Below are 24,067 nucleotides of genomic sequence, written 5' to 3'. Positions count from 1 at the left end.
GGCGGCGAAATGCAAGCTACCCATGCGCCTCAATCCTGCCATCACTTGCCCCTGACCGCCGGCCCCCTGGGTACTGGCTCCGGTCGTGACCGCCGCGACGCCGACCCAGGGGCCGAAAATCAGCAGCAGCAGCTTCGGCCGTCCTTCGGTCGTGAATAAGCCCAGGAACTCAAGCCGTCGGCATGCCTCTGAATTCCGGCCCTCACTCGCCGGCCGGAAGAAGTCACCAGCGCTTCTCGGGGCTGGCATTGTCTCCGCTGAAGCATTGAGATCGTATGCACCCGCTGGAGCGGAATGCTGAGTGAACTTGATGCTATCCCGCGCAAAAGCAGTGTCGGGCGCCGAACTGCTGGGGATTTCCTTCTGCGCGTGTAGGAGAATTCCTGGCCGTTGTATTCGGCGGTCGAGGAGGGGTAACGTATGCCATACGTTCCGACCGCGTGAGGCGGTCGGCAAGGATGGTCGCGTGGAGGTGAACTTCGCTCCGGCAGTCAGTCATGCGGCGCTCAAGATCATGCGATCGCGCGCACGGATGGCCATAGGGCACCGCATCGGCGCCTGACCTGCCGCAGCAGCCGGCGCGGCAACTGCCATGAGGGCGCCTTGGCCGAGACCTTCTTCCAGTTGCTCGAACGCGAGCGGATCCATCGCCAGATCTACCCGGCGCGACCAGTCCAGAGCCGACGTCTTCAACTCCATCGTGATGTTCTACAACCTCAGCGTTGCCACCACAGCCATCTGCAGTGAGCTTTCGCCCAAGGTCGTGCGGATCTTCCTTATTCGAAGTTGACGGTCGCCTTCAACTCGTCACGCGCCTCAAGGATCGCAGCGAGATGGGCCTGCCGAAAGGCATTCATCGTCATTCGTTCCGCCCGCACTGAAAGGCTCACGGCCGCGATCGTCTTGTCCGCAAGGCTGGAAACCGGAACCGCAATGCAGCGAACGCCCAGTTCCAACTCTTCGTCGCATTCCGCCCATCCATGGTCGCGGCAGTGCTCCACTTGGTCGGCAGCCGATGCAACGTCCCGCACGGTCATGCGGGTGTAGGCATCCAGCGACGTTCCCGTGAGGTAGCGCACGACGTCGGCCCGGGGCAGGGTCGACAACACGGCTCGACCAATGGCCGAACAGAAGGCAGGAAGGCGGGAGCCGATGCCCAGTCCGGTGGACAGTGTGCGTTGGCCCGTGGACCGGGCGATGATCAACACCTCCTGGTCCAACAGCAAGCCCAGAGATGCGGACTGCCGGGTCCGGTCGGCCAATTTGTCGAGCACGGGCTGCGCCAGCTGCGGTGCTGGCCTGGACATGAGGTATGGCCGAGCCAGCAGCAAGGTGCGAGGCGCGACCCAGAACCGCTTGCCATCGCTGTGGAGGTAGTCGAGCTCCTGCAGCGTCATCAGCAACCTGCGCGCCGTCGCCGGTGTGTAGCCCGTGAGGCGCGCCACTTCAGACAGGTTCAGCTTGGAGTGCTTGCGCTCGAAGCAGAGCAGCACCTTCAGCCCCTTGTCGAGCGATGCCACGAAGTCGCGCGGGTGCGATCGGCCCTGGTCGGTCATGGGGTCATTATCTGCGCAGTGCGCAAAAGTGGTTGCCTGCCATCCTCGCGTTCGCCAGAATGGGCGGGCCTCCCGGATGCAGCATGCTTGCTTTCCGCGCGCCGCAACGGGCAGGCGCAGCTTCGTGCCGATCTTCCGCAACTTTCAAGGCGCTGACAAATGATCAAGAGACGAGACATCCTGGGGTTCACATCGCTTTTGGCGGCCCCCTTCTTGGCGCGTGCGAACGAGTATCCACGCATGCCGATCAACCTGGTCACGCCACTGGCCGCGGGAGACGCCGCCGACCGCGCCGCACGCCTGATGGGGCAGGAGCTATCGCGCTTGCTGGACACGCCTGTCACGGTCATCAACCGCCCAGGTGCGGGAGGCTCGCTGGGCACGCAGTCCGTCATCCGCGCCCCGAAGGACGGATACACGCTGCTCTATGCGCAAAACAGCCCGCTGACGATCCGGCGCGTGCTCGAGCCAGAGGCCACCAACTACGATCCGTTGCGCGACCTGACTCCGCTGGGGTTGACGACCCGCAGTCCGGCTGTGCTGGTGGCGCGCAAGGATGCGCCCTTCAAGACATTGAAAGAGATGATCGCGCACGCACCCAAGGCTCCCAACGGCATCCGCATCGGCAATGCCGGCCCGGGCTCCGTGGGTGAGATCAGCACGCAGTTGATCAACTCGGCCACCGGTGCCGCGCTGAGTTCGGTCAGCTACAAGGGCGCGGCACCCGCCATCACCGACCTGCTCGGAGGCCACATCGAGGGCGTGATCCTGGCACTGGGCGCGGTGAGCACGCATATCCGCAGCGGCAGCCTGCGCGCATTGGCGATCTCCTCGCCGTTCCCGGAATTCCCTGAGGTCCTTACGTTGCGCCAGCTGGGCTACAAGGCCGACATTCTGGGCGTGTGGTTCGGCTTCTTCATGCCCGCTGGTGTGCCCAAGGCGGTGGTGGACAGGATCGTCCCGGCGCTGGAAGAAGCCACTCGCCATGCAGGCATCTCGGCCCAGCTGCTGCCGGCCGGGATCGTGCAGGAGTGGGGTTCGGGCCGTGCGCTGTCCGAAGAAATATCCAGCGAGTTCCGGGCTGTGAGCGAGTTGCTAGGCACCAGGGCAAAAAACACAAAATGAAGGATGAGGTTGTGATGTCAAAGCGTATTCATGTGGCCATCGTGGGCGGAGGCATGGGCGGCCTGGCTGCAGCCGTGGCCTTGTCCCATCGGGGTATCAGCGTCGCGGTGTATGAACAGTCGGGCGTGCTGCGCGAGGTAGGGGCCGGCGTCTTCATCTATCCCAACAGCCTGCGGCAGATGGAGCGCATGGGCCTGGGCGATGCGCTTGCGCGCGTCGGCGCCAAGGTCGGCGACGGATCGGAGTACTACCGCATGGACGGCTCCGTCGTTGGAAAGATCCTGACCACCGACTCCACCGGCTGGAACGGCATGTACGGCATGCACCGCGCCGATATCTTGAAGGTGCTGGCCGATGCGCTTCCCGCCGACGCGATCCATACCGGCCACCGATGCACTGGCTTTAGCCAGGACCAGGCCGGAGCCCATCTTGCCTTCGAGAATGGCAACGTGGCGCACGCGGATGTCGTGATCGCGGCCGACGGCATCAACTCGGTCCTGCAAAAGCACGTGGTGGAACCCTCGCCGCCCGAGTACGCCGGGTGCCGGGCCTACCGCGGACTGCTCCCCGCGGACAAACTGCCCGACTGGCGGCGCGAGGCTCACCAGGTCTGGATGGGTGATGGCAAGCACTTCATGGTGTTCCCTGTGCGCGGCGGCGAGTTGTTGAACTATGTCGGCTTCGTGCCGACCACCAGCGAGACGGCAGAGTCCTGGTCCGCCGTCGGCGACCGCGACGAGCTCGCCGCGTCATTTGCCGGCTGGGATCCGCGCGTGACGGATCTGCTGGAGAAGGTCGAGACCTGCTTCTGGTGGGGCCTCTATGACCGCAAGCCCCTCGGCACGTGGGTGAGCGGGCGGCTGGCATTGCTCGGCGACGCCGCCCATCCGATGCTTCCGCACCTGGGCCAGGGCGCCAACCAGGCCATCGAAGATGGCACGGCCCTGGCAGTGATCTTGCAGGCCTGCGCGCAAGATGCTTCGTTGTCGCTGGAGCATGCGCTCCAGAGCTACCAGGAGCTGCGGCAACCGCGGACTTCCATGGTGCAGGCCGAAGCCCGCAAGAACGGGCTGCGCTACGACTCCAAGTACGCAGACCTGGGGCAACGTGACAGGGAAATCGCCAACTCCGCGCTGCTGCGCCGATCACTGTACGACTACGACATCGAGAAGGAAGCGCTCGAGTTCTTGAGAGCGAAGGCTGCCACCGCATAAGGTCGCGTCAGCCGGCCGCGCCGACGCGAGGGCAGTGACCCATGTCGAAGCTTCAGTGTTGCCGGCAGAGGGACGGCGGCTTTCGCCGAAGAGGAGCCTGGATCTCGGTCTGCTCCGGGCTCTCCAGTGCGTCATCAGCCTCTACGCCCAGGCGGCGCACTGGGCTCTCAAGCTTCGCGTGCCCGAGCAGCTGATTCGCCCGGGGGGTTCTTTGCCCGCCGCCAGGGTTGAACTCGGCCGTCTGCGACAGTGCCCACGTGCTGCTTCGCGTTTTCCGACGTGCACGGCTTGCAGAGAAACTGGAATGTTTGCCGCGTCGGTGGAGGGCCGCTGAAGGTTCGGACCTACGCCTCCGGATGCTGCGGCCTTCGGCCGCGGTGCGCGACCGTGTCACAATGGACATCGCTCCGGGGTGTGCGCGTTGGCGTGCTGAGATCCAGACCCGAGAACTTGAACCGGCTCATACCGGCGTAAGGAGAGCAGCCCATACGGCCCCATGGCCGGTGGACCGTTTCCTTCGGAGCACCAGTCACGAAGGAGGTCCGTTGAAGCAATCCGCCCCCGCACCCATCGCCCCGCCCGCGGGCGAAGCCGAAATTCGCACCCGCTATCCGCGCGTGCTCGCCATCGCCGGCTCGGATTCCGGTGGCGGCGCGGGCATTCAGGCCGACCTCAAGACCTTTGCCGCACTGGGCTGCTTCGGCATGACGGCGCTGACGGCGCTCACCGCGCAGAACACTCTGGGTGTGCGCGCGATTCACGCCGTGCCGGTGGAGTTCCTGGCCGACCAGATCGATGCGGTGGCTGAGGACATCGGAGTCGATGCGGTGAAGATCGGCATGCTGCATTCCGCACCGGTGGTGCAGACCGTGGCTGCCGCGCTGGACCGCCACTGCATGGGCACAGTGGTGCTGGACCCGGTGATGGTGGCCGCCAGCGGTGACCGCCTGATCCAGCCGGAGGCGGTCGATGCACTCGTGCGTGAACTGTTCCCGCGGGCCCTGCTGGTCACCCCCAACCTGGATGAAGCCGGCCTGCTGGTCGGCCGCCAGCTTCGCACCGAGGCTGACATGGAAGCCGCCGCCCGGGAGCTGCTGGAGCGCGGCGCCCGCGCGGTGCTGGTCAAGGGCGGGCACCTTGCCGGCGGAATCGTCAGCGATCTGCTGCTGATCCCGGGTGCCAGGCCTTTGTGGCTGCGCCATCCGCGCATCGCCACGCCCAACATCCATGGCACCGGCTGCACCCTCTCCAGCGCCATCGCGGCGCATCTCGCACTGGGTTGCGAGCTGGCCGCCGCGGTGCGAGCGGCCCACGCCTACGTCCGCGCGGCATTGACGGCAGGAGCCGGCGCGCGCATGGGCGCAGGCAGCGGCCCCCTGAACCACTCGCATGCGCCGCAGCCCATGCAAATGCGCCCCTCGCCATGAAAACCGTTCTGCCGCCGCAGATGCAACAGCTGGTCGAGCGGCTCCTTTCCTTTCTCGCTCAGGATGGCTGCACCGACGACGAGTTCGATGCACTGGCCGCCGCGCTGTTTGCCTTCCAGTACGAGCAGGATGCGGCGTACCGCCGCTTCTGCCAGCGCCGCGGAACCACGCCGCGGCGCGTGGCGAGTTGGCGCGACATCCCGCCGGTGCCGATCAGCGCCTTCAAGGACGCGACGCTCAGTTGCCTGCCCCCCGCTGAATGCGAGCGCGTCTTCACGACCAGCGGCACCACGCGCGCCGACGTCAGGGGCCGGAACCACCATCCGACGCTGGAGGTCTGGGACCGCTCGATGCGGCGCAATTTCGCGCGGCGCTTCATGCAAGGCAGCGGACCGCTCGCCATGCTGATCCTTTTTCCCGATGAGCAGCAGCTGCCTGATTCATCGCTGGCGCGCTACCTGTCGCAGGCCGCGCGTCACTTCGGGGTTGAAGGCGGGGGCCACTGCGTGGGCCCGGGCGGCCTGGACGTGGCGCGGGTGTGCGCCGCGTTGGGGCACGCCGTGGTTGCGGGGCAGCCCGTTGCCATGCTGGGCGCGAGCTACAGCTTCGTCCACCTGCTGGATGCCCTGGCCGCCACCGGCCGCCGGTTTGCCCTCCCCGAGGGCAGTCGCATCCTCGACACCGGCGGCTACAAGGGCCAGTCGCGCACGCTGGAGCTGCAGGCCTTCTATGACGGCCTGGAGCGCGCGTTCGGGGTGCCCGCCGCCCGCTGCATCAACATGTACGGCATGACCGAGCTGAGCTCGCAGTTCTACGACAACGGCAATGCGACGCTGCCCGCCGTCAAGTCCGGCCCCCACTGGGTCCGCACCCGCGTGCTCGAGCCGCTGACCGGGCGCGAGCTCGCGCGGGGCGAGCGCGGGCTGCTGGCGCATTGCGACCTGGCCAACTTCAACTCGGCCACCACCATCCTGACCGAGGACGTCGGCGTGGCCGTGGACGGCGGCTTCCTCCTGCTGGGGCGCGCCGAAGGCGCCGAGGCCAAGGGCTGCTCGCTGGCGATGCAGGAGTTCCTGGAGGCCAACCCGTGACTCCCCGCACCTGGCGAGCCGGCCACCTGCCGGGCGTGGACGCCGCCGACGTGCGCTGGCACGTGCTGCCGTTCAGCGCCCGCGGTCGCCAGCTGCGGGTGGAGGTGCCGGTGCTCGCTGAGGCGCAGCTGCGGGCGCTGGCGCACTCCGTTCGCGCCGCGGCAGGCGAGCGGCTGCAGCCGATGCCGGTGGACGCGGTCGTCCAAGTGCTGGACGCCGCCGTCGCGCGCTTGCTCGACCCGGCCGACCCGCGCCGCCGCGAGCTCGACGACCTGCTGCCGCTGGTGACCGGTTTCGACGCTGAACTGGTGCGGCTGGGCCTGAGCACCTACCTGCAGGGCTTTCGCGGTCCGCAGCTGCGCCGCTTCGTCGCGCAGGACTTCGCCAATCCCAAGGTGCTGGACGGGTTTCAGCCGGCGGTGAAGGGCGGGTCCGTCCGCGCCCTCGGACCTGGGCTGCTGGCGCACATCTGGGCCGGCAACGTGCCGGGGCTGCCGCTGTGGAGCCTGGCCTGTGGCCTGCTGGTGAAGGCCGGCAACATCGGCAAGCTGCCGAGCGCCGAGCCCGTGTTCGCGAGCGTCTTCGCGCGCCTGCTGGCCGAACTCCATCCGCCCTGGGCCGGCTGCCTGGCGGTGGTTTGGTGGAAAGGCGGCGACGCGGGCATGGACGCCACCTTGTTCCGCGAGGCGGAAACCGTGCTCGCCTACGGCGGCAATGCGGCCTTGCGCGAGCTGCGCGAGCGTGTGCCCGTCACCACCCGGTTCCTGGCCTACGGGCACAAGCTGGGGGTGGCGCTGGTCGGTCGAGCCGCGCTCGACCGCCAGCGTGGCGGGGCCAGCGCCAGGCTCGCCGCGCGGGACCTGGCGCGCCACGAGCAGCAGGGTTGCTATTCGCCGCACGTCATCTACGTAGAGCGGGGAGGCGAGGTATCACCGCGCGCCTTCGCCCGCTATCTGGCCGCCGAACTCGCGAACCTGCAGCATCGCCACCCGTCCCGCGAGCTGGCACTGGAGGACGCCACGGCGGTCGCCAGCTGGCGGCAGGCCGCCGAGTGGAACGACAGCCTGGAGCTGCTGGGCGAGGAGGGCTGCGGCTGGGCCGTGGTGTACGCGGATGCGCCGCACCCGGTGCGGCCAACGCCCGGGCAACGCTGCATCGTCGTGAGTGCGGTGAATGCGCTGGAAGATGTCCTGCCCCTGCTCGCGCCGCACGCGCCGGTGCTGCAGACCGTGGCGGTGGCGACCACGCCCGAGGCGCTGTACCCTCTGGCGGAACTGCTGGGCCGCGCCGGGGTCACGCGCATCGCGCCGCTCGGGGCGATGGCGCAGCCCGAGCCGGGCTGGCATCACGACGGCCGCTTCAGCCTGGCCGACCTGGTCCGCATGGTCGAAATCGATGCGGCCACCGAGCGCGCCGCCGATCGGCTCGCTCCCTATGCGCAGGAAGATCTGCCATGAGTTTCCTTGCGCTGCGGGATGTCGCCTTCCAGTACCCCGGCACCCCGCCGGTGGTCCAGGGGATCGACCTCGCACTTGCCGCCGGCGAGATTCATTGCCTGGTGGGTCGCAGCGGCTGCGGCAAGACCACGGTGCTGAAGCTGGCCGCCGGGCTGCTGGCGCCCAGCGCCGGCCGGATCGAGGTGCGGGGCGGCGCCACTCTCGGCCCGGGGGAAGTCGGCTTCGTGTTCCAGGCGCCGACGCTGCTGGAATGGCTGCGCGTGCGCGACAACGTGCTGCTGCCCGTGTCCCTGCAGCGCCAGCCGACCCCCGCCGATGCGCACGCAACGCAAGCCCTGCTGGCCCGGCTCGGCCTGGCAGGCCTGGCGGAACGCTATCCGCGCCAGCTCTCCGGGGGCCAGCAAAGCCGCGTGGCACTGGCGCGTGCCCTGGTGACGGCGCCCGCGCTGCTGCTGCTGGACGAACCCTTCGCCGCGCTCGATGCGCTCACGCGCGAGGAGCTGCAGTGCGACCTGCGGGAGCTGGCGAAGGCACGTGGCACGACCGTGCTGTTCGTCACGCACGACGTCGGTGAATCGGTGTTCCTGGGCGACCGGGTCTCGGTCCTCGCGGGCGGTCGGCTGGTGCGCACCATCGTGAGCCCGCCCGGCGCGCAGCGCGACACTGGGGCCTTCGGCGCCGCCTGCGCCCAGGTGCGCGGGGCACTTGGGCAAGCCGTTGCGGCGAGCGAGGCAGCGCCCGCATGAAGACGCGCGCCGCCAGCCTGCTGCTGCCGGCCGGCCTGCTCCTGCTATGGGAGCTCGCTGCCCGCGGGTTCGCCATCTCGGCGCTGGTGCTTCCGCCGCCAAGCGCGGTGCTGCAAGCGCTATGGAGCGGACTGGCCTCCGGCTTCTTCTGGCCGCACCTGCGTGCCACCGCGCTGGGCTTGCTGCTCGGCATGGTGGCCGGAAGCGCATTCGGTTTCGCCGCTGGCGTGGTGCTGGCGGAGCATGCAGGACTGCGGCGCCTGCTGCTGCCGTATGTCGTGGTCACGCAGGTCGTTCCCAAGCTGGCGCTGATGCCGCTTTTCATCGTCTGGTTCGGCTTCGGGCTGCTGCCAACGGTGGTGGTGACCGCGCTGATCTGCTTTTTTCCCCTGATGGAGAACACGCTCACCGGGCTGGCGCAGGTGGCGCCGGAGCGGCTGGAGCTGTTCCGTATGCTGGGCGCCAGCCGCGCCCAGACGCTGTGGCGCCTGAAGCTGCCGACGGGGCTGCCGGCCATCCTTGCGGGACTGCGCATCGCGGTGGTGCTGGCGCTGGTCGGCGTGGTCGTCGGAGAGTTCATCGGGACCAGCCAGGGCCTTGGCGCGCTCATCATCGGCGCCCAGGGCAGCATGGACACGCCCTTGATGTTCGCCGTGCTGGTGCTGGTCTGCCTGCTGGGCTTGTGTGCCTACCAGGCCGCGCTGCTGCTGGAGCGGCGCCTGCTGCGTCCCTATTCTTCCACTTCCTGATCGCTGCCATGCCACTGCTTCGCCGCCACCTGCTCGCCGCTGCCGCATCCCTTCCCGCTCTTTCCTGGGGGCAAGCCCGCGCGGAGAAGGTCACCGTCGCCGGCTGGAGCAAGGCCATTACCGAGGTCATGCCCTTGCTGGTGCATGCCGACAAAGACTTCTATCGGGCCCAGGGCATCGAGCTGGCGTATGTGCCCGGCGCCGGCGGTGGCGACGCCATCCGCAACATCCTTGGCGGCCGGGCGGACGTCGCCTTCACCGACCCGGGCTCCCTGTTCGCCGCGCTGGACAAGGGCGAGCGGCTGCGGGCCATCTACGACATCTATCCGCAGAACGTCTTCAATGTGGTCGCGCTGCGCACGAGCGGCATCCGCACGCCGGCCGACCTCAAGGGCAAGAAGATCGGTGTCTACAGCCTGGCCAGCGGCACCCGGCAGAACCTGCAGGTGCTGCTGCACCAGGCCGGGCTGCGCGAATCGGACGTGACGGTGGTGGTGACCGGCCTGCTCAACTTCGCGCCGCTGCTGCAGGGGCAGGTGGACGCCACCGCGGCGACCGACACCGGCCTGGCGATCGGCCGGCGGCGCGGCCTGGGCGACGTGCAGGTGATCGAGGTGGGCAAGTACCTCCATGTGTCCAGCGATCTCTTCGTCGTGCGGGAGGAGGTCTACCGACAGCGCAAGCAGGCCCTGCGCCGCTTCCTGCGCGGCTACAGCGACGCTGCCGCCTGGATGATGGCGCAGCCCGCGGAAGCGGCGCGGCTGGCTGCCACCCGCGCCATCGACGGCACCGACCCCGCGCTGGCGCTGGATGTCATCCGGCTGCGCAATGCAGCCAGCGTGTCCGGGGTGACCCGGCGGGCCGGGCTGGGCGCGATGGATGTCGCCTCGCTGCAGCAGGCCGCCGACGTGTACCGGCAGCTCGGACTGGTGCGCCGCGCGATCGACATGCGGCAGGTGGTGGCCGCCGACCTGCTGCCGGGGATGCCATGAGCGCGGGCGAGTTCGCCGGCAAGGTGGTGCTGGTCACCGGGGCCTCGCGCGGCATCGGGGCGGCGATCGCGCGCGCCTTCGCCGCGCGCGGGGCCACGGTCGGCGTCAACTACCTGCGCAACGGGGAGGCCGCGCGCGAAGTGGTGCGTGCCTGTGAAGATTCGGGCGCAGAGGCGCAGGCGCTGCAGGCCGACGTGACGGTGCCCGGGGAGGCGGTGGCGCTGGTGGAGCGGACGCTGCGGGCGTTCGGCCGCGTCGACGTGCTGGTGAACAACGCGTTCGCGCCCTACAGCTTCGATCCGGAACGGCGCAAGGACCTGGCCGGGCTGGCCTGGCCCGACTTCCTGCGCCAGTACGAGGGCTCGGTCGGCGCCGCGTTCCACCTGTGCCAGGCGGTGCTGCCGCACCTGGCGGGCCGCGGCGGCGCCATCGTCAACATCGTCAGCGACCTGGTGGAGGACCCGGTCGTGCCATACCACGACTACGGCACGGCCAAGGCGGCGCTGGTCGGCTTCAGCCGGCAGCTGGCGGCGGAAGCCGGGCCGCTCGGGGTGCGCGTGAATTGTGTTGCGCCGGGCCTGGTGCATCCGACGGAAGGCAGCGCCGCCACCCGGGCGGCGTTCCGGGAGTCGATCATGGCCGCCACGCCGCTGCGCCGGCTGGCGCGGCCCGAAGACGTCGCCGGCCCCGTGGTGTTCCTCGCTTCGCCGGCGAGCGCGTTCGTGACCGGCCAGGTGTTGCTGGTGGATGGTGGAAGGGTGATGCGATGAAGTTGCAAGCGATCGATGGGAGCGCGCTTGCGGCACCGGCTGCCGCCAGCACGACCTGCTCGCGCTCGGACAGCGGCGTCACGACCGCCGCGAGCCGCAGCCCGCGTCACATCGCCTTGACGGCATCCTGATCGCGAGCTAGGGCAATGAAGGCCTTCAGGTAGTCGACGGCGCCATCACTCTCCCTGGCGCCCAGGAAAATCTGCTTGCGGATGCCACGGCTGCCGAGCCGAATCGGAACGATCTCCAGGCTGTCCGTGTATTCCTCGACCAACCAGCGCGGAAGCGCCGCGACCCCCCTGCCGCTGGCCACCATCTGCAGCATGATGTCGGTGGTCTCGATGGTCTTGTGGCGTTTGGGCGTGATGCCCGCCGGCATCAGGAACTGGTTGTAGATGTCCAGTCTTTCCGCTGCCACTGGATAGGTGATGAGAACTTCCCCGGTGAGCTGCGCGGGCTTGACGTAGGCCGCCCCGGCCAGCGCATGCCGCGCACCGACAACGAGCACCTGCTCGTAGTCGAAGACGGGCTCGAAGCGCAGGCCGGGCTTGAACAGCGGATCGGGCGTCACCAGCAGGTCGATCTCGAAGGCGAAGAGCGCCCCGATACCGCCGAACTGGAATTTCTGCTTGACGTCGACGTCGACGTCGGGCCACGCGGCGAGGTAGGGCGCCACCACCTTGAGCAGCCATTGGTAGCAGGGATGGCATTCCATGCCGATGCGAAGCGAGCCGCGCTGGCCCTGGGCGTACTGCGCCAGCCGCTCCTCGGCGACGTCGAGTTGCGGCAGCACCCTGTTGGCGACGGAAAGCAGGTAGTCCCCCGCCTTCGTCGGTCGCAGGCTGCGCCCCTCACGCAGCCAGATGTCCGTGCCCAGTTGCTGCTCCAGCTTGCGCATGGTGTGGCTCAGCGCGGACTGCGTCAGGTGCAGCTTGCCCGCTGCGGCGGTAAGTGAGCCGTTGAGGGCGACTTCACGCACGATCGCCAAGTGGATGCGCTCCAGCATGTATGAGCAGATCTCATTGATTGTTGAAAGAAGACCATTTTACTTCATGGCTTGCTGCTTTTACGATCCGCCACTCGCACAACACGGCATCCGAAGGCAACCCATGGTCCAAACCCACAATCTCGGCTTTCCCCGCATCGGCGCCAAGCGTGAACTCAAGTTCGCGCTCGAGTCCTACTGGAAGGGCACATCCTCGCGCGAGGAGTTGCAGGCGCTTGGCGCCCAGCTCCGCGCACGGCACTGGCAGCACCAGGCCGGCCTCGACCTGGCGCCAGTCGGCGATTTCTCGTTCTACGACCAAGTGCTGGACATGAGCTTCGCGCTGGGGAACCTGCCCGAGCGCGTGCGCGGCTTCCACGGCGATGCGCTGGACAACTACTTTCGCGTGGCGCGCGGCCGCTCGGCCCAGGGGAGCGACGACCACGGCGATTGCTGCGGTGGCGTCGCCGCCGGCGAGATGACCAAGTGGTTCGACACCAACTACCACTACATCGTCCCGGAATTCACCGCCCAAAGCGAGTTCAGGCTGGACGCCTCGCGTCTGCTGGAGCACCTGGCCGAAGCCAGGGCCTCGGGGGTGAAGGCCAAGCCGGTGATCATCGGCCCGGTGACCTACCTGTCCATCGGCAAGACCAAGGACGGCTCCGACAAGCTGGCACTGCTGCCGCGGCTGCTTGCGGCGTACGCGCAGCTGCTGGACACGCTGGCGGCCCACGGCGTGGAATGGGTGCAGGTCGACGAGCCCCTGCTGGTCACCGAATTCGATGCCGACTGGCAACACGCCTTCAACACGGCTTACCACGACCTCAAAGGCTCCCGCGTCAAGCTGCTGCTGGCAACGTACTTCGGGCAGCTGGGAAAGAACCAGTACCTTGCGGCCAACCTGCCGGTGGCCGGCCTGCACGTCGACGCCGTCAACGGGCGCGAAGACGTCATGCCGCTGCTGAACCTGCTTTCGCCGCACAAGGTGCTGTCGTTGGGCGTGGTCAACGGCCGCAATATCTGGAAAACCGATCTCGACGCCGTCCTCGACTGGGTCGAGCCGCTCGCGCGACGATTGGGTGACCGCCTGTGGCTTGCGCCTTCCTGCTCGCTGCTGCATGTCCCGGTCGACCTGGCCAGCGAGGAGAAGCTCGACCCCGAGATCAAGTCCTGGCTCGCCTATGCACTGCAGAAGCTGGACGAGCTGCAGGTCTTGGCGGTTGCGCTGAATCAGGGGCGCGAGGCCGCCAGCGAAGCGCTGGCCGCCAACAAGGCCGCACTCGACGCGCGCCGCGCGTCGCCGCGCGTCCACAACCCGCTCGTGAAGGCGGCGATCGCCAAGCTCGACGACAGCCTGGGACAACGCAAGAGCGGGTACGCACAGCGCGCGCCGCTGCAAGCTGCCAGGTTGCGGCTTCCTGAATTTCCGACCACCACGATCGGCTCGTTCCCGCAGACGGCAGAGATCCGGCATGCGCGCAGCCAGTTCAGGGCCGGCGCGCTCGACGAGGCGGACTACAAGGCCGCCATGCAGGGCGAGATCGCCCGCTGCGTGCGCGCGCAGGAGGCCCTGGGCCTGGACGTGCTGGTGCACGGCGAGGCCGAGCGCAACGACATGGTGGAGTACTTCGGCGAGCAGCTGGACGGCTACGCCTTCAGCCAGTTCGGCTGGGTGCAATCGTACGGCTCGCGCTGCGTGAAGCCGCCGATCCTGTTCGGTGACATCACCCGGCCCCGCCCGATGACCGTGGAGTGGACCCGGTACGCGCAATCGCTCACCACCAAGCCGATGAAGGGCATGCTGACCGGCCCGGTGACGATCCTGAACTGGTCCTTCGTGCGGGACGACCAGCCGCGCTCGGTGTCCTGCAAGCAACTGGCGCTGGCCATCCGCGAAGAGGTGCAGGACCTGGAAAAGGCGGGCGTGCGCGTGATCCAGATCGACGAGGCGGCGCTGCGGGAAGGCCTGCCGCTGCGCAGGTCGCAGTGGAAGACCTACCTCGACTGGGCAATCGAGTCCTTCCGCATCACCGCCAACGGCGTGGCGGATGAGACGCAGATCCACACGCACATGTGCTATTCGGAGTTCAACGACATCATCGCGTCCATTGCCGACATGGATGCGGACGTGATCACGATCGAAACCTCGCGCTCCGACATGGAGTTGCTCGACGCCTTCGATGACTTCAAGTACCCGAACGAGATCGGCCCCGGTGTCTACGACATCCACTCGCCGAACATCCCTACGCAGGAGCACATCGTGGCGCTGATGCAAAAGGCCGCCGAGCGCATCCCCGCGAGCCGCCTGTGGGTGAACCCGGACTGCGGCCTCAAGACGCGCCAGTGGTCGGAGGTCCTGCCCGCATTGGCCAACATGGTCGAGGCGGCAAAGACGCTGCGAGCCGCCACCTGAGATCCCGTCCCGCCGGCGGCCGCTGCAGCAGGCGCACCACGCTGGAGAACTCCAGCGCTGCACTGCGCTGCCGGCCAAGCTGGCGCGGCATACAGGCTGGCGGCCCGGCCGGCGGCGCGGCGGCGCGCACGGCGGCGCCGTTCTGCTGCGCGCCCGGGTCCTCGAGCATCCGCTCGGTGCCGAATCCGCTCGCGCAGTGCCTGGAGGCGGGCGCGTTCTCGATCACGCCCGGCACGCGCTTGTACTTCTCCAGCGCCCAGTTGCTGCACGCACTGCGGCGCATGCGGTCCGGCAGCAGTTTCGGACCCAGCCCATCGGCCACGCCCAGCGCCGACGCTTCGCAGCTGCCTTGCATGAGGAGGCCCAGGGGCATGTTGGTGCAGATCTTGGCGGTCTGACCGGCTCGGGCACCGCCAAGCATGGCAAGTGTTCTGGCCCATCTTCTCCAGCAGCGGACGCGCGCGCCGGGTCTCAGGCCGGGCCGCCCACCATGAAAGTCGGCGTGCCTGCGACCGCGCCCCCGGAGCTGCCGGACGCGGGTGCGTCGATGCAACCCGGTTGCAGCTTCGCGGCGGCCCCGGCGTCACGGCCGCGTGTTGGACCGCCAGGCGCGCGAACGCCGCATCGCCACTCCTCCACTCCACTCCACTCCACTCCACTCCACTCCAGGAAACCTGCGTCATTGCGCCTGGCATTAGGGATTACGATAATAGATACGAATTTCGAAAATACGTAGTATTTGCGATTGGCGAGTTGATCCGGGTCCATTTTCTATTCCCCACTCGCCAACTGGAGGCGGCATGGCAATGACAGTCGACATCGGTGATCTGGTGAATGTCGAGACCGGCAAGATCTCCCGGCGCATCTTTGCGGACGAGGGCATCTATCAGCAGGAGCTCGAGCGCATCTTCGCGCGCTGCTGGCTTTATGTGGGCCATGAGACCCAGCTGAAGGAGAACGGCGACTACATCACCACCTACATGGGCGAGGATCCGGTGATCGTGATCCGCGACCGCAACGGCGTGATTCAGGTCCTGCACAACTCCTGTACGCACCGCGGCATGAAGATCTGCCGCAGCGACGAGGGCAACGCCCGCTCCTTCTCCTGTAGCTACCACGGCTGGACATTCTCGAGCAGCGGCGACCTGGTGGGCGTGCCGCGCGAGGACGTGGCGTATTCCAACGGAATCGACAAGAGCATGCTGGGGCTGCGCCGAGCGGCGCATATCGGCATTCTGCATGGGATGATCTTCGCCACCTGGGATCCGCAGGCGCCTTCCCTGGACGAGTATCTGGGCGGCATGAAGGTCTATCTAGACCTGATGGCGAACCGCATGGTCGGCGGCATCGAGATCATCGGTGGGGTCCACAAGTGGATCATCAACTCCAACTGGAAGCTGGCCGCCGACAACTTCGTGGGCGACATGTACCACGTGCCGGTCACGCACGGCTCCTCGCTGGGCATCGGCATTCGCAAGCCCTGGGGCGACGACGGCTACCAGATCAGCCCCGGAAACGGCCACGGCTTCGGTGGCGAGTTCGGCGGCCTGGCCGAGGGCGAGAAGGCTGCCACGCCATACACCGCGTTCGTCAAGGAGGTGCGCAAGAACCTCGAAAAGGAACGGGGTGAGTTCGTGACCAAGATCGTTCCGATCGGCCACGGTACGGTGTTTCCCAACTTCTCCTTCCTCGACACGATGCGCTTTCGCACCTTTCGGGTGTGGCAGCCGCGCGGACCGAACGCGATGGAAATCCAGGCCTGGTGCGTGGTCGACAAGGCGCTGCCGGAGGAGCTGAAGGCGGCCGTGCGCGCGCAATACATCTTCACCTTTGGCCCGAGCGGCGTCTTCGAACAGGAGGACGGCGAGAACTGGAGCCAGTGCACCAGCAGCGCCAGGGGCACGGTGGGACGGGACGGCCACTTCGACTATTCGATGGGCCTTGGGCGCGACCGCACCGTCAAGGAGGCGCTCGGCGTCGACCTGCCAGGCCGCATCGGCGGCATGTGGAGCGAGATCAACCAACGTGCGATGTACCAGCGCTGGGCCGACCTCATGGGCGCCGAGTCCTGGCGCGACCTGGCTTGAGCCGCCGTTAATCACGAGGAGCCACATGGACTACGCATATGTCAGGGAACTCGAGCAGTTCCTGTACCGGGAAGCCCGGATGCTGGACGAGGGTCGGTTCGAGGATTGGCTGGCCCTGTTCACCGACGACATCCGCTACTGGATGCCGATGAAGAGCGTGCGCAGCGGCAAGGCGCACGAGTCGGACCGCCTGGAGCTGGCCTTCTTCGACGACAACAAGGGCACTCTCACGCTGCGCGTGAAGCGGCTGGCGACCGGTTTCGCCTTCGCCGAGGATCCGCCCTCGCGCACCACGCGCCTGCTGTCGAACGTCGAACTGGAGGCCGGCGCGCAGGACGGCGAGGTCACGGCCCGTTGCAACTTCCTCGTCTACCGCAATCGGCTGCAGTCGGTCGAGAACCTCTACGTGGGCCACAGGGAAGACCTGCTGCGGCGCAGCGGCGAGAGCTGGCGGATCGCCCGACGCAAGGTGGTCATCGAGCAGAACGTCCTGAACTCGAGCAACCTGAGCATTTTCTTCTGAACGTGAGACGACAAGCGCGAAACGCGCCAACTGGAGACAACATGCACAACGGATCGAACTCATTGCCGCGCCGCCGGGCGCTCAAGGCCCTGGCCGCCGCGGCCGGCTCTCTCGCCCTGCTGGGCGCCGGCGCCGTCCACGCGCAGGCGGCGGGCACGCCCGAATGGCAGCAGATCGTGGAAGCGGCCCGCAAGGAAGGCAAGCTCCTGCTCGGTGGTCCGCCCGTCCCCGCTGCTCGTGAATTCATCATGCGCGAATTCGCCAAGGCGTATCCGGACATCCGCATCGAGTACACGCCTGCCATCCTGCCCGACTGGCCGGCGCGCGTGGAGGCGGAGCGCCGCGCCGGCCGCTACCTGTGGGACGTGTATTTCTGGGGGCCGGGCGCGGAGATCTACCGGCTGGCGGACAACAAGGTGTTCGATCCGCTGCTGCCGGCCCTGCACCTGCCCGAGGTGAAGGACCCCGCCGTCTGGGGCGGCTGGAACGATGCCTTCACGGACACCGGCCACCGGTACATCTTCTCGTTCTGGAGCGAGTTGCTCAGCATCAACTACAACGCCAAGCTGATCCCGCCGGGCGAGATCAAGGGCCTGGCCGACCTGCTCAAGCCGCAGTACGCCGGCAAGATCGTCTGGTGGGACCCGCGCGTGGGCGGCGGCGGCTCCAACTACGCGGCCATGATGCTTGCGCAGCAAGGTGAGCCCGCCCTGCGCAAGCTGTTGGGTGACCAAAAGCCCCTGTTCGTGCCGAACAACACCGACATCGCCGAGCGCATGGTGCGCGGAACGCACCCGATCGGTCTGGGCTCGGACCTGGTCGATGTGCTGCGGCCCTACCGCGCTGCCGGGATGCAGCTCGATATCCGCAACGTCGGCAACACGCCGGGGGCTGCCTATGAGGGCGTCGGCTATGGCACCGTGGCTTTGTTCAATCAGGCGCCGAACCCGAACGCAGCCAAGGTGTTCATCAACTGGCTGCTGACCAAGGAGACGCAGGCGGCGCTGTCGGCCGTGACCGGCCGCAACAGCCGACGCACGGACGTGCCCGCGGTCAGCAAGGAAAAGCAGCCGCTACCGGGCGTCAAGTACTTCCGGGTGCAGATCCAGGAGAACGTCCTGAAATGGCAGAACGAGGCGAGCCGCATTGCCAAGGAAGTGCGGCCGTGACCGCCCGCCCACGTCACCGACCGAAAGGCATGTGCAAGTGAATTCCAGTTTGAATCTCGACTCCCGCGTTCAGCAGGGCCGGGTCCACCGCAGCGTGTACGTCGATCCCGCGATCTTCGAAGCCGAGATGGAGCTCATCTTCGAGCGGGGGTGGGTCTTCGTCGGCCACGAAAGCGAGGTCCCGGCGGCCGGTGACTTCAAGGCCGTCCAGATCGGGCGGCAGCCGGCGCTGCTGACGCGGCATACCGACGGCGCCCTGCATGTGGTGCTGAACCGGTGCATGCACCGCGGCGCGCTGTTGACCCGCGAGCAGAGCGGGAACACGCGCGCGTTCCGCTGCCTCTACCATGGCTGGACCTTCTCGACCAATGGCGATCTTCTGGTCGTGCCGTTCGCCGAGGGTTACGGTGAGGGTTTCGATCAGGGCAGCCTCGGGCTGATCCACGCGGCGCGGGTGGACTCGCACCGGGGCTTCGTCTTCGCCAGCCTGAGCGCCGCCGTGCCTGAGCTGCGAACGGCGCTGGGGCCGGCAGCCGGCATCATCGACACCATCATGGACGCGGCCCCGGAAGGTGCGATCAAAGCGAACGGCGGCGTTCAGAAGTACACGTACAACGCCAACTGGAAGCTGCAGGCGGAGAACTGGGTCGACGGCTACCACCCGACCTTCACCCACCAGAGCGCCTTCGCGATCGTCGGCAAGAAGACCGGGGCCAAGCCCGGCAGCAACCAGGGCTCGGCCGCCCGCGCAGTCGGACTGCCCAATGGCCATGCCCTGCTCGACTACACCGGCACTTCGCGCGCCGCGCTGAACTCGGAAAAGGACGCGGCGGGTTATCGCGCCGCCCTCGAGGCCCGGCTGGGAGCGGACCGCGCCGGCAAGGTGCTCGAAAGCGACTTGCAGATCTTGCTGTTTCCGAATCTGTTTATCCAGAGCAACGCCCAGCACTTCCGTGTGCTGCGCCCGATCGCGGTCGACAAAACCGAGGTTTACGCCTTTCCGTACCGGCTGTGCGGCGCACCCGACGAGATCAACGATCGCATGACCACCAAGCTTGGCTGGTGGGCGTCGGCAGCAGGCTTCGGGCAGCCCGACGATCTCGAAGCGTTCGAGCGTTGCCAGGAAGGCCTCAAGGTCTCGCAGGCGGAATGGCTGCTGTTCAGCCGGGGTCTGCAGCGCGAGCAAACCATGGGCGATGGCCGCGTCGTGGGCGACATCACCGACGAGGTCACGCACCGCGGCATCTACCTCGAATGGGCCAGGCGCATGGCGCGGGCCAACGACTGAAGGACGGGACAAGAGAATGCTTCAAATCACGCGCCAGGAAGCGGAAGACTTCCTGTACGAAGAGGCGGCGATGCTCGACGAGCGCCGCTTCGAGGAGTGGCTGACGCTGCTGGCCCCTGACGTCCGCTACTGGATCCCTTCGGGTCGTGACGTCGCACCCCACGTCGAAACACCGATCGCCTACGACGACCGCGGGACGCTGGAAGACCGGGTCACCCGGCTTGGCAATCGCAACTTCCACGCCCAGGCGCCGGCCTCGCGCACGCTGCACGCGGTGACCAACGTGCGTACGGCGCCCGCCGGCGATCTGGTCAAGGTGCTGTCGAACTTGACGGTGCACGAGACGCGCGGGCAAGGCGAAAGGAGCTTGGCCGCGAGCTGTGAGCATCACCTGCGCCGCACGGACGGTCGCCTGGAAATCGTCCTCAAGAAGGTCTGGCTGCTCGGCCGGGACCAAGCCCACAACAACCTTACTTTTCTGATCTGAGTGCCATGCAGGCCGTGACAACAACAATGACCAACCAGCCGGCGCTCAAGTTGGAGAAGCTCTCCAAGCGTTTCGGGGCCGATTACGTGGTGCAAGGCATCGACCTGGAGGTCCGACACGGCGAGACCGTCGCCCTGCTGGGCCCCAGCGGCTGCGGCAAGTCCACCACCCTGCGCATGGTCGCCGGGCTGGAGCGACCCAGCGAAGGCGGGATCACCTGCGAGGGCCGCGTGATTTCGTCGGCCGCCAAGGGCGTGTTCCTGCCCCCGGAGCAGCGCCAGGTCGGCATGGTGTTCCAGGCCTATGCCCTGTGGCCGCACAAGACCGTGTTCGAAAACGTCGCCTACCCGCTGCAGTTGCGCCGCATGTCGACCGCCGTGGTCCGGAAGAAGGTGCTCGAGGCACTGGCGCTGGTCGGCCTGGCCGAGCTGGAAAGCCGGCCCGTGCCGCGCCTGAGCGGCGGCCAGCAGCAGCGCGTGGCGCTGGCTCGGGCGCTGGTGTACGAGCCGTCCATCCTGCTGCTGGACGAACCCTTCAGCAACCTGGACACCAAGCTGCGCACGCAGTTGCGGCTGGAACTCAAGGAGCTGCAGAAGAAGATCCGCCTGACCACCCTGTTCGTCACGCACGATCAGGTCGAGGCGCTGAGCATCGCCGACCGCGTCGTGATCATGAACCGCGGCCGCATCGAGGAGATCAACACACCGCGCAACGTGTACGAGAACTCGAGCACGCGCTTCGTGCGCGACTTCCTGGGCAAGGTCGTCACGCTGCGTGCCGTGGTGCTGGCCCGCGAGCCGGGCGCCGTGCGCCTGGGCCTCGGCGACCAGGCCGGGGCCGACCGCACGCAGGCGCTGGTCGTGCCCGGCGGTCCGGAAGTTGTCCGCGAAGGCGAGCTGGTCGAAGTCGCCGCCCGGCCCGAGGACGTGCGGGTCGCTGCCAGCCCCGCGGAGCTGCCGGCGCACAACGTGCTGGAAGGCCGGATCGAGACGCTGCTGTTCGTCGGCAGCGGCTTCGAATGCAAGATCCGCGTCGGTGGCCAGACCGTGCTGCTGGAACTGCCCCGCAGCGTGGCCTGGGCCGAGGGCCAGTCGGTGTATATCCACCTGCCCCCGCAGGCGACCCGCGTCTGGTCCCTGGCCGACGCAGATGCGGCCGACGCGGTGCCCGCCCGCGCGGGAGCGAAGCCAGCCGCGGCGGTGGCGGTGGCGGTGGCGTGAAGATGTCCTACTTCGCCAGCACCGCGCGGCTTTCCGCGCTCGCCCTGTCGCGCCAGCACCTCTGGACCCTCCTCCTGGTGGGGATCATCGGCATCTTCGTCTGCTACCCGATCGCGCTGATCGTCGCCAACAGCTTCCACGCCGAGGACGCCGCGCTCGGCGGCTTCGCAGTCTGGCAGCGCGCGTTCGCCACGCCAGGCATGGGTGAGGCGATCCTCAATTCCCTCAAGGTGGTCGTGACCGTGCAGGGAATTTCCTTTCCGGTCGCGATTGCGATCGCCTGGACGCTGGCGCGCACCGATGTTCCCGCCTCCCGGCTGATCGAGTTCGGGTTCTGGGCCTCCTTTCTGCTGCCGGCCCTGGCCACGACCACCGGCTGGCTGCTGCTGCTGAACCCGGACTACGGCCTGATCAACCGCTTTCTGGTCGATCATGGCATCGTCGATGCTCCGCCGTTCACGCTGTACTCGTTCTGGGGCATCGTGTTCGCGCACCTGGTGTCCAACAGTGTCTCGGTCAAGGTGATGCTGCTGACGCCCGCCTTCCGCAACCTGAACAGCACGCTGGAAGAGGCGGCCTGGATCTGCGGGGCCAGCGGCTGGCGCGCGCTGATCGGGGTGACACTGCCGGTGCTCACGCCGGTGCTGCTGGTCACCTTGCTGATGTCGCTGATCAAGGGCCTGGAAGCGTTCGAGCTCGAGCTGGTGCTGGGCGGGCCGATCAACTTCAACGTCTACAGCACCAAGATCTACCAGATGCTGCGCGGCTCGCCGCCTGACTATCCGAGTGCCACGGTGCTGGCCACCACCATCCTGCTGCTGATGGTGCCGATGGTCCTGGCCCAGCAATGGGCCTCGAGCCGGCGCAGCTTCGTGACGGTGACGGGCAACCACCGCGCCGACCCGATCCGGCTGGGCAACAAGCGCTGGATCGTCTTCGGCGTGCTGGTCGCCGTGCTGTCCCTGACCACGCTGGTGCCGGTGGTGTTCCAGTTCGCCGGCAGCCTGATGTCCATGTACGGCTTCTTCGACCTGCCGCAAGTGTGGACGCTGCGCCATTGGGCCGACGCGCTCGCCGACGCCACGTTCATGAACGCGCTGCGCAACACGCTGGTGCTCGGCATCAGCACCACGTTGCTGGGCCTGCTGTTGTTCTCGGTGGTGGCGTACAGCAGCATCCGCGCGCCGCACCGGCTGCGCTTCGCCCTGGACTTCGTGTCCTGGCTGCCCTTCGTCATCCCCGGGGTGATCCTGGGGCTGGGGTATCTCTGGTTCGTGCTTGATGTCGCAGTGCTGTCGCCGCTGTACGGAACTGTGGGCGTGCTGATCCTGGTCAGCCTGCTGGCGGCCATGACCTTGGGCGTGCAGATGCTCAAAAGCGCGCTGCTGCAGCTGGGGAACGACTTCGAGGAAGCCGGCCGGGTGGTGGGCGGCAGCTGGTACCGTACCTTCACGGGCATCGTGCTGCCGCTGGTCTCGCCCACCGTCGCCGTGGTCATCCTCATGATCTTCGCGATGACCATCCGGCAGGTGAGCACCATCGTGCTGCTCAGCACCGGCAGATCCACGCCGCTGTCGGTGCTGCAGCTGGAGTTCCTGTACGGCGGCTCGGTCGGCCCGGCCGCAGTGGTGGGCAGCATGATCGTGCTGATCGGACTGGCTGCCGCAGCGCTGTGCCTGTTCATCGCGACCCGCCTGCGCGGAGGGCGCTAGAGTCATGGCGGATACGGCAATACCCATGACCGCCGCTGACGCGACGCTGCGCATGCGCGTGCAGGCGATCGCCGGCGCGGCGCCGGATGTGCTCGCCATCGAGCTGCGCGCCTGCGACGGCCAGCCCTTGCCGGCCTTCACGGCCGGCGCGCACATCAATGTGCGGACTGGCAGTGGCATCGTGCGCAGCTACTCGCTCCTGAACAGCCAGGACGAGCGCGACCGCTATGTGATCGGTGTGTACCGCGATCCGGACAGCCGCGGCGGCTCGCGCTGGCTGCACGAGCAGCTCGCCGCCGGCGATGTGCTCGAGGTCGACCCGCCGCGCAACGACTTTGCGCTGTGCGAGAGCGCCGGGCACAGCGTGCTGATCGCCGGCGGGATCGGCGTCACGCCCATCCTGTCCATGGTGCGCCGGCTGCAGGCGATCGGCCGGTCCTGGCAGGTCGCCTACGCGGTGCGCAGCCGCAGCCGCGCCGCTTTCCTCGAGCCGTTGCGGGAGCTGGCGGCGGCCGAGGCCGGCCGCCTGCAGCTGCACGTCGACGAGGAGGAGGGCGGGCGGTTCCTGGACCTGGCCAGCCTGGTCGCCCGCGCGCCGCCGGGCACCCACTTCTATAGCTGCGGACCGGGGCCCATGCTGGAAGCCTACAAGCGCGCCACTGCCTCGCTGCCTCCGCAGCAGGTCCACCTTGAGTACTTCGGCGCCGGCGTGGCACCGGCCGCCGGCGGCTTCGTGGTGGTGCTTGCGAAGTCGGGCCGGAAGGTGCCGGTGTCTGCGGGCACAAGCATCCTGGCCGCCCTGGGAGCCGCGGGCGTGTACGTGCCGCGGGTCTGCGAGCAGGGCGTGTGCGGTACCTGCGAGACCAAGGTGCTGGCGGGGGTTCCGGACCATCGCGACCTGTTCCTCACGACGGCCGAACAGGCGGCCGGCAAGACCATGCTGATCTGCTGCTCCGGCAGCCTGACCGACGAATTGGTGCTGGACCTCTAGCCCCGGCATCCCACTCAACACGACCGGCTGCGCGCCGGCGCCAGGAAGGAAGAAGAACGATG

Annotated in this window: 20 protein-coding genes, 2 pseudogenes and 1 riboswitch; of the genes and pseudogenes, 19 read left to right on the top strand and 3 right to left on the bottom strand. The window is 67.7% G+C overall.

All coding sequences use genetic code 11. The features are described from left to right. Nucleotides 1-573: 573 nt before the first annotated feature. Nucleotides 574-715: pseudogene (locus JWP65_RS01700) on the top strand (IS3 family transposase); the annotation flags it as partial. Between the two features lie 61 nt (nucleotides 716-776). Here JWP65_RS01700 and JWP65_RS01695 read toward each other — a convergent pair. Further along, complete coding sequence (locus JWP65_RS01695) at nucleotides 777-1,556, bottom strand: IclR family transcriptional regulator C-terminal domain-containing protein (RefSeq protein WP_299759745.1); 780 nt, start codon at nucleotides 1,554-1,556, stop codon at nucleotides 777-779. A gap of 240 nt (nucleotides 1,557-1,796) precedes the next feature. On the opposite strand from JWP65_RS01695, the gene JWP65_RS01690 reads away from it, so the two are divergent. The 9 genes from JWP65_RS01690 (at nucleotide 1,797) to JWP65_RS01650 (ending at nucleotide 11,127) form a co-directional block, all read left to right on the top strand. Next, nucleotides 1,797-2,681 (top strand): tripartite tricarboxylate transporter substrate binding protein, encoded by an 885-nt coding sequence (locus JWP65_RS01690; protein ID WP_299759744.1) that lies wholly within the window; start codon nucleotides 1,797-1,799, stop codon nucleotides 2,679-2,681. Beyond that, complete coding sequence (locus JWP65_RS01685) at nucleotides 2,678-3,895, top strand: FAD-dependent monooxygenase (protein WP_299759742.1); 1,218 nt, start codon at nucleotides 2,678-2,680, stop codon at nucleotides 3,893-3,895. The genes JWP65_RS01690 and JWP65_RS01685 overlap by 4 nt, the downstream gene beginning before the upstream one ends. 398 nt (nucleotides 3,896-4,293) lie before the next feature. Next, nucleotides 4,294-4,389, top strand: a riboswitch (TPP riboswitch). Between the two features lie 75 nt (nucleotides 4,390-4,464). Next, nucleotides 4,465-5,322, top strand: a complete 858-nt coding sequence (thiD, locus tag JWP65_RS01680) for a bifunctional hydroxymethylpyrimidine kinase/phosphomethylpyrimidine kinase (protein ID WP_299759748.1) — start codon at nucleotides 4,465-4,467, stop codon at nucleotides 5,320-5,322. Continuing rightward, the gene (locus JWP65_RS01675; RefSeq protein ID WP_299759740.1) at nucleotides 5,319-6,413 is read left to right on the top strand and encodes a long-chain fatty acid--CoA ligase; all 1,095 of its coding nucleotides are present in this window, start codon (nucleotides 5,319-5,321) and stop codon (nucleotides 6,411-6,413) included. Before thiD ends, JWP65_RS01675 begins: the two co-directional genes overlap by 4 nt. Further along, nucleotides 6,410-7,870: an acyl-CoA reductase gene (locus tag JWP65_RS01670; RefSeq protein WP_299759738.1), complete on the top strand. Its 1,461-nt coding sequence runs from the start codon at nucleotides 6,410-6,412 to the stop codon at nucleotides 7,868-7,870. The genes JWP65_RS01675 and JWP65_RS01670 overlap by 4 nt, the downstream gene beginning before the upstream one ends. Continuing rightward, on the top strand, nucleotides 7,867-8,616 hold the full coding sequence (locus tag JWP65_RS01665; protein ID WP_299759736.1) for an ABC transporter ATP-binding protein: 750 nt from the start codon (nucleotides 7,867-7,869) through the stop codon (nucleotides 8,614-8,616). Before JWP65_RS01670 ends, JWP65_RS01665 begins: the two co-directional genes overlap by 4 nt. Continuing rightward, a complete protein-coding gene (locus JWP65_RS01660; RefSeq protein ID WP_299759734.1) occupies nucleotides 8,613-9,365 on the top strand; it encodes an ABC transporter permease in 753 nt (250 codons plus the stop codon). The genes JWP65_RS01665 and JWP65_RS01660 overlap by 4 nt, the downstream gene beginning before the upstream one ends. An 8-nt stretch (nucleotides 9,366-9,373) precedes the next feature. After that, entirely contained in the window at nucleotides 9,374-10,357 is a 984-nt protein-coding gene (locus tag JWP65_RS01655) for an ABC transporter substrate-binding protein (protein ID WP_299759732.1), read from the top strand. Further along, on the top strand, nucleotides 10,354-11,127 hold the full coding sequence (locus JWP65_RS01650; protein ID WP_299759730.1) for an SDR family oxidoreductase: 774 nt from the start codon (nucleotides 10,354-10,356) through the stop codon (nucleotides 11,125-11,127). The genes JWP65_RS01655 and JWP65_RS01650 overlap by 4 nt, the downstream gene beginning before the upstream one ends. A gap of 106 nt (nucleotides 11,128-11,233) precedes the next feature. Here the strand turns inward: JWP65_RS01650 and JWP65_RS01645 are convergent, their stop codons facing one another. Continuing rightward, the gene (locus JWP65_RS01645; RefSeq protein ID WP_299759728.1) at nucleotides 11,234-12,133 is read right to left on the bottom strand and encodes a LysR family transcriptional regulator; all 900 of its coding nucleotides are present in this window, start codon (nucleotides 12,131-12,133) and stop codon (nucleotides 11,234-11,236) included. A 103-nt stretch (nucleotides 12,134-12,236) separates the two neighbouring features. Here JWP65_RS01645 and metE point away from each other — a divergent pair, with 103 nt between their 5' ends. Further along, complete coding sequence (gene metE / locus JWP65_RS01640; protein ID WP_299759726.1) at nucleotides 12,237-14,528, top strand: 5-methyltetrahydropteroyltriglutamate--homocysteine S-methyltransferase; 2,292 nt, start codon at nucleotides 12,237-12,239, stop codon at nucleotides 14,526-14,528. Nucleotides 14,529-14,550: 22 nt separating this feature from the next. Here the strand turns inward: metE and JWP65_RS01635 are convergent. Beyond that, nucleotides 14,551-15,077 (bottom strand): annotated as a pseudogene (locus tag JWP65_RS01635) (NAD-binding protein); the annotation flags it as partial. 251 nt (nucleotides 15,078-15,328) lie between these two features. Here JWP65_RS01635 and JWP65_RS01630 point away from each other — a divergent pair. Genes JWP65_RS01630 through JWP65_RS01595 form a run of 8 tightly spaced genes read left to right on the top strand, consistent with a single transcriptional unit; the run spans nucleotide 15,329 to nucleotide 24,005 of the window. Next, nucleotides 15,329-16,615, top strand: coding sequence for an aromatic ring-hydroxylating dioxygenase subunit alpha (locus tag JWP65_RS01630; RefSeq protein WP_299759724.1), 1,287 nt, complete (start codon nucleotides 15,329-15,331; stop codon nucleotides 16,613-16,615). 25 nt (nucleotides 16,616-16,640) lie between these two features. After that, nucleotides 16,641-17,138: a 3-phenylpropionate/cinnamic acid dioxygenase subunit beta gene (locus JWP65_RS01625; RefSeq protein WP_299759723.1), complete on the top strand. Its 498-nt coding sequence runs from the start codon at nucleotides 16,641-16,643 to the stop codon at nucleotides 17,136-17,138. Nucleotides 17,139-17,179: 41 nt separating this feature from the next. Next, nucleotides 17,180-18,307: an extracellular solute-binding protein gene (locus tag JWP65_RS01620; protein ID WP_299759721.1), complete on the top strand. Its 1,128-nt coding sequence runs from the start codon at nucleotides 17,180-17,182 to the stop codon at nucleotides 18,305-18,307. Between the two features lie 37 nt (nucleotides 18,308-18,344). Beyond that, nucleotides 18,345-19,595 (top strand): aromatic ring-hydroxylating dioxygenase subunit alpha, encoded by a 1,251-nt coding sequence (locus JWP65_RS01615; protein WP_299759719.1) that lies wholly within the window; start codon nucleotides 18,345-18,347, stop codon nucleotides 19,593-19,595. A 16-nt stretch (nucleotides 19,596-19,611) separates the two neighbouring features. After that, nucleotides 19,612-20,082, top strand: coding sequence for an aromatic-ring-hydroxylating dioxygenase subunit beta (locus JWP65_RS01610; RefSeq protein ID WP_299759717.1), 471 nt, complete (start codon nucleotides 19,612-19,614; stop codon nucleotides 20,080-20,082). Between the two features lie 14 nt (nucleotides 20,083-20,096). Beyond that, nucleotides 20,097-21,302 (top strand): ABC transporter ATP-binding protein, encoded by a 1,206-nt coding sequence (locus JWP65_RS01605; RefSeq protein ID WP_299759715.1) that lies wholly within the window; start codon nucleotides 20,097-20,099, stop codon nucleotides 21,300-21,302. 2 nt (nucleotides 21,303-21,304) lie between these two features. Then, a complete protein-coding gene (locus JWP65_RS01600; RefSeq protein WP_299759747.1) occupies nucleotides 21,305-23,014 on the top strand; it encodes an iron ABC transporter permease in 1,710 nt (569 codons plus the stop codon). Nucleotides 23,015-23,039: 25 nt separating this feature from the next. Further along, a complete protein-coding gene (locus JWP65_RS01595) occupies nucleotides 23,040-24,005 on the top strand; it encodes a PDR/VanB family oxidoreductase (protein ID WP_299759713.1) in 966 nt (321 codons plus the stop codon). Nucleotides 24,006-24,067: the final 62 nt, after the last annotated feature.

The organism is Ramlibacter sp., from assembly GCF_028292805.1.
Taxonomy (GTDB): Bacteria; Pseudomonadota; Gammaproteobacteria; order Burkholderiales; family Burkholderiaceae_C; genus Ramlibacter.
This window is presented reverse-complemented; position numbering and strand designations above follow the sequence as displayed.

Bases quoted from the DNA above. Each gene is read 5' to 3' on its own strand.
- JWP65_RS01630 (WP_299759724.1), top strand. From the start codon at position 15,329: ATGGCAATGACAGTCGACATCGGTGATCTGGTGAATGTCGAGACCGGC.
- JWP65_RS01660 (WP_299759734.1), top strand. From the start codon at position 8,613: ATGAAGACGCGCGCCGCCAGCCTGCTGCTGCCGGCCGGCCTGCTCCTG.
- JWP65_RS01595 (WP_299759713.1), top strand. From the start codon at position 23,040: ATGACCGCCGCTGACGCGACGCTGCGCATGCGCGTGCAGGCGATCGCC.
- JWP65_RS01665 (WP_299759736.1), top strand. From the start codon at position 7,867: ATGAGTTTCCTTGCGCTGCGGGATGTCGCCTTCCAGTACCCCGGCACC.
- JWP65_RS01650 (WP_299759730.1), top strand. From the start codon at position 10,354: ATGAGCGCGGGCGAGTTCGCCGGCAAGGTGGTGCTGGTCACCGGGGCC.
- JWP65_RS01655 (WP_299759732.1), top strand. From the start codon at position 9,374: ATGCCACTGCTTCGCCGCCACCTGCTCGCCGCTGCCGCATCCCTTCCC.
- metE (WP_299759726.1), top strand. From the start codon at position 12,237: ATGGTCCAAACCCACAATCTCGGCTTTCCCCGCATCGGCGCCAAGCGT.
- JWP65_RS01685 (WP_299759742.1), top strand. From the start codon at position 2,678: ATGAAGGATGAGGTTGTGATGTCAAAGCGTATTCATGTGGCCATCGTG.
- JWP65_RS01690 (WP_299759744.1), top strand. From the start codon at position 1,797: ATGCCGATCAACCTGGTCACGCCACTGGCCGCGGGAGACGCCGCCGAC.
- JWP65_RS01610 (WP_299759717.1), top strand. From the start codon at position 19,612: ATGCTTCAAATCACGCGCCAGGAAGCGGAAGACTTCCTGTACGAAGAG.
- JWP65_RS01625 (WP_299759723.1), top strand. From the start codon at position 16,641: ATGGACTACGCATATGTCAGGGAACTCGAGCAGTTCCTGTACCGGGAA.
- JWP65_RS01620 (WP_299759721.1), top strand. From the start codon at position 17,180: ATGCACAACGGATCGAACTCATTGCCGCGCCGCCGGGCGCTCAAGGCC.
- JWP65_RS01600 (WP_299759747.1), top strand. From the start codon at position 21,305: ATGTCCTACTTCGCCAGCACCGCGCGGCTTTCCGCGCTCGCCCTGTCG.
- JWP65_RS01675 (WP_299759740.1), top strand. From the start codon at position 5,319: ATGAAAACCGTTCTGCCGCCGCAGATGCAACAGCTGGTCGAGCGGCTC.
- JWP65_RS01645 (WP_299759728.1), bottom strand. From the start codon at position 12,133: ATGCTGGAGCGCATCCACTTGGCGATCGTGCGTGAAGTCGCCCTCAAC.
- JWP65_RS01695 (WP_299759745.1), bottom strand. From the start codon at position 1,556: ATGACCGACCAGGGCCGATCGCACCCGCGCGACTTCGTGGCATCGCTC.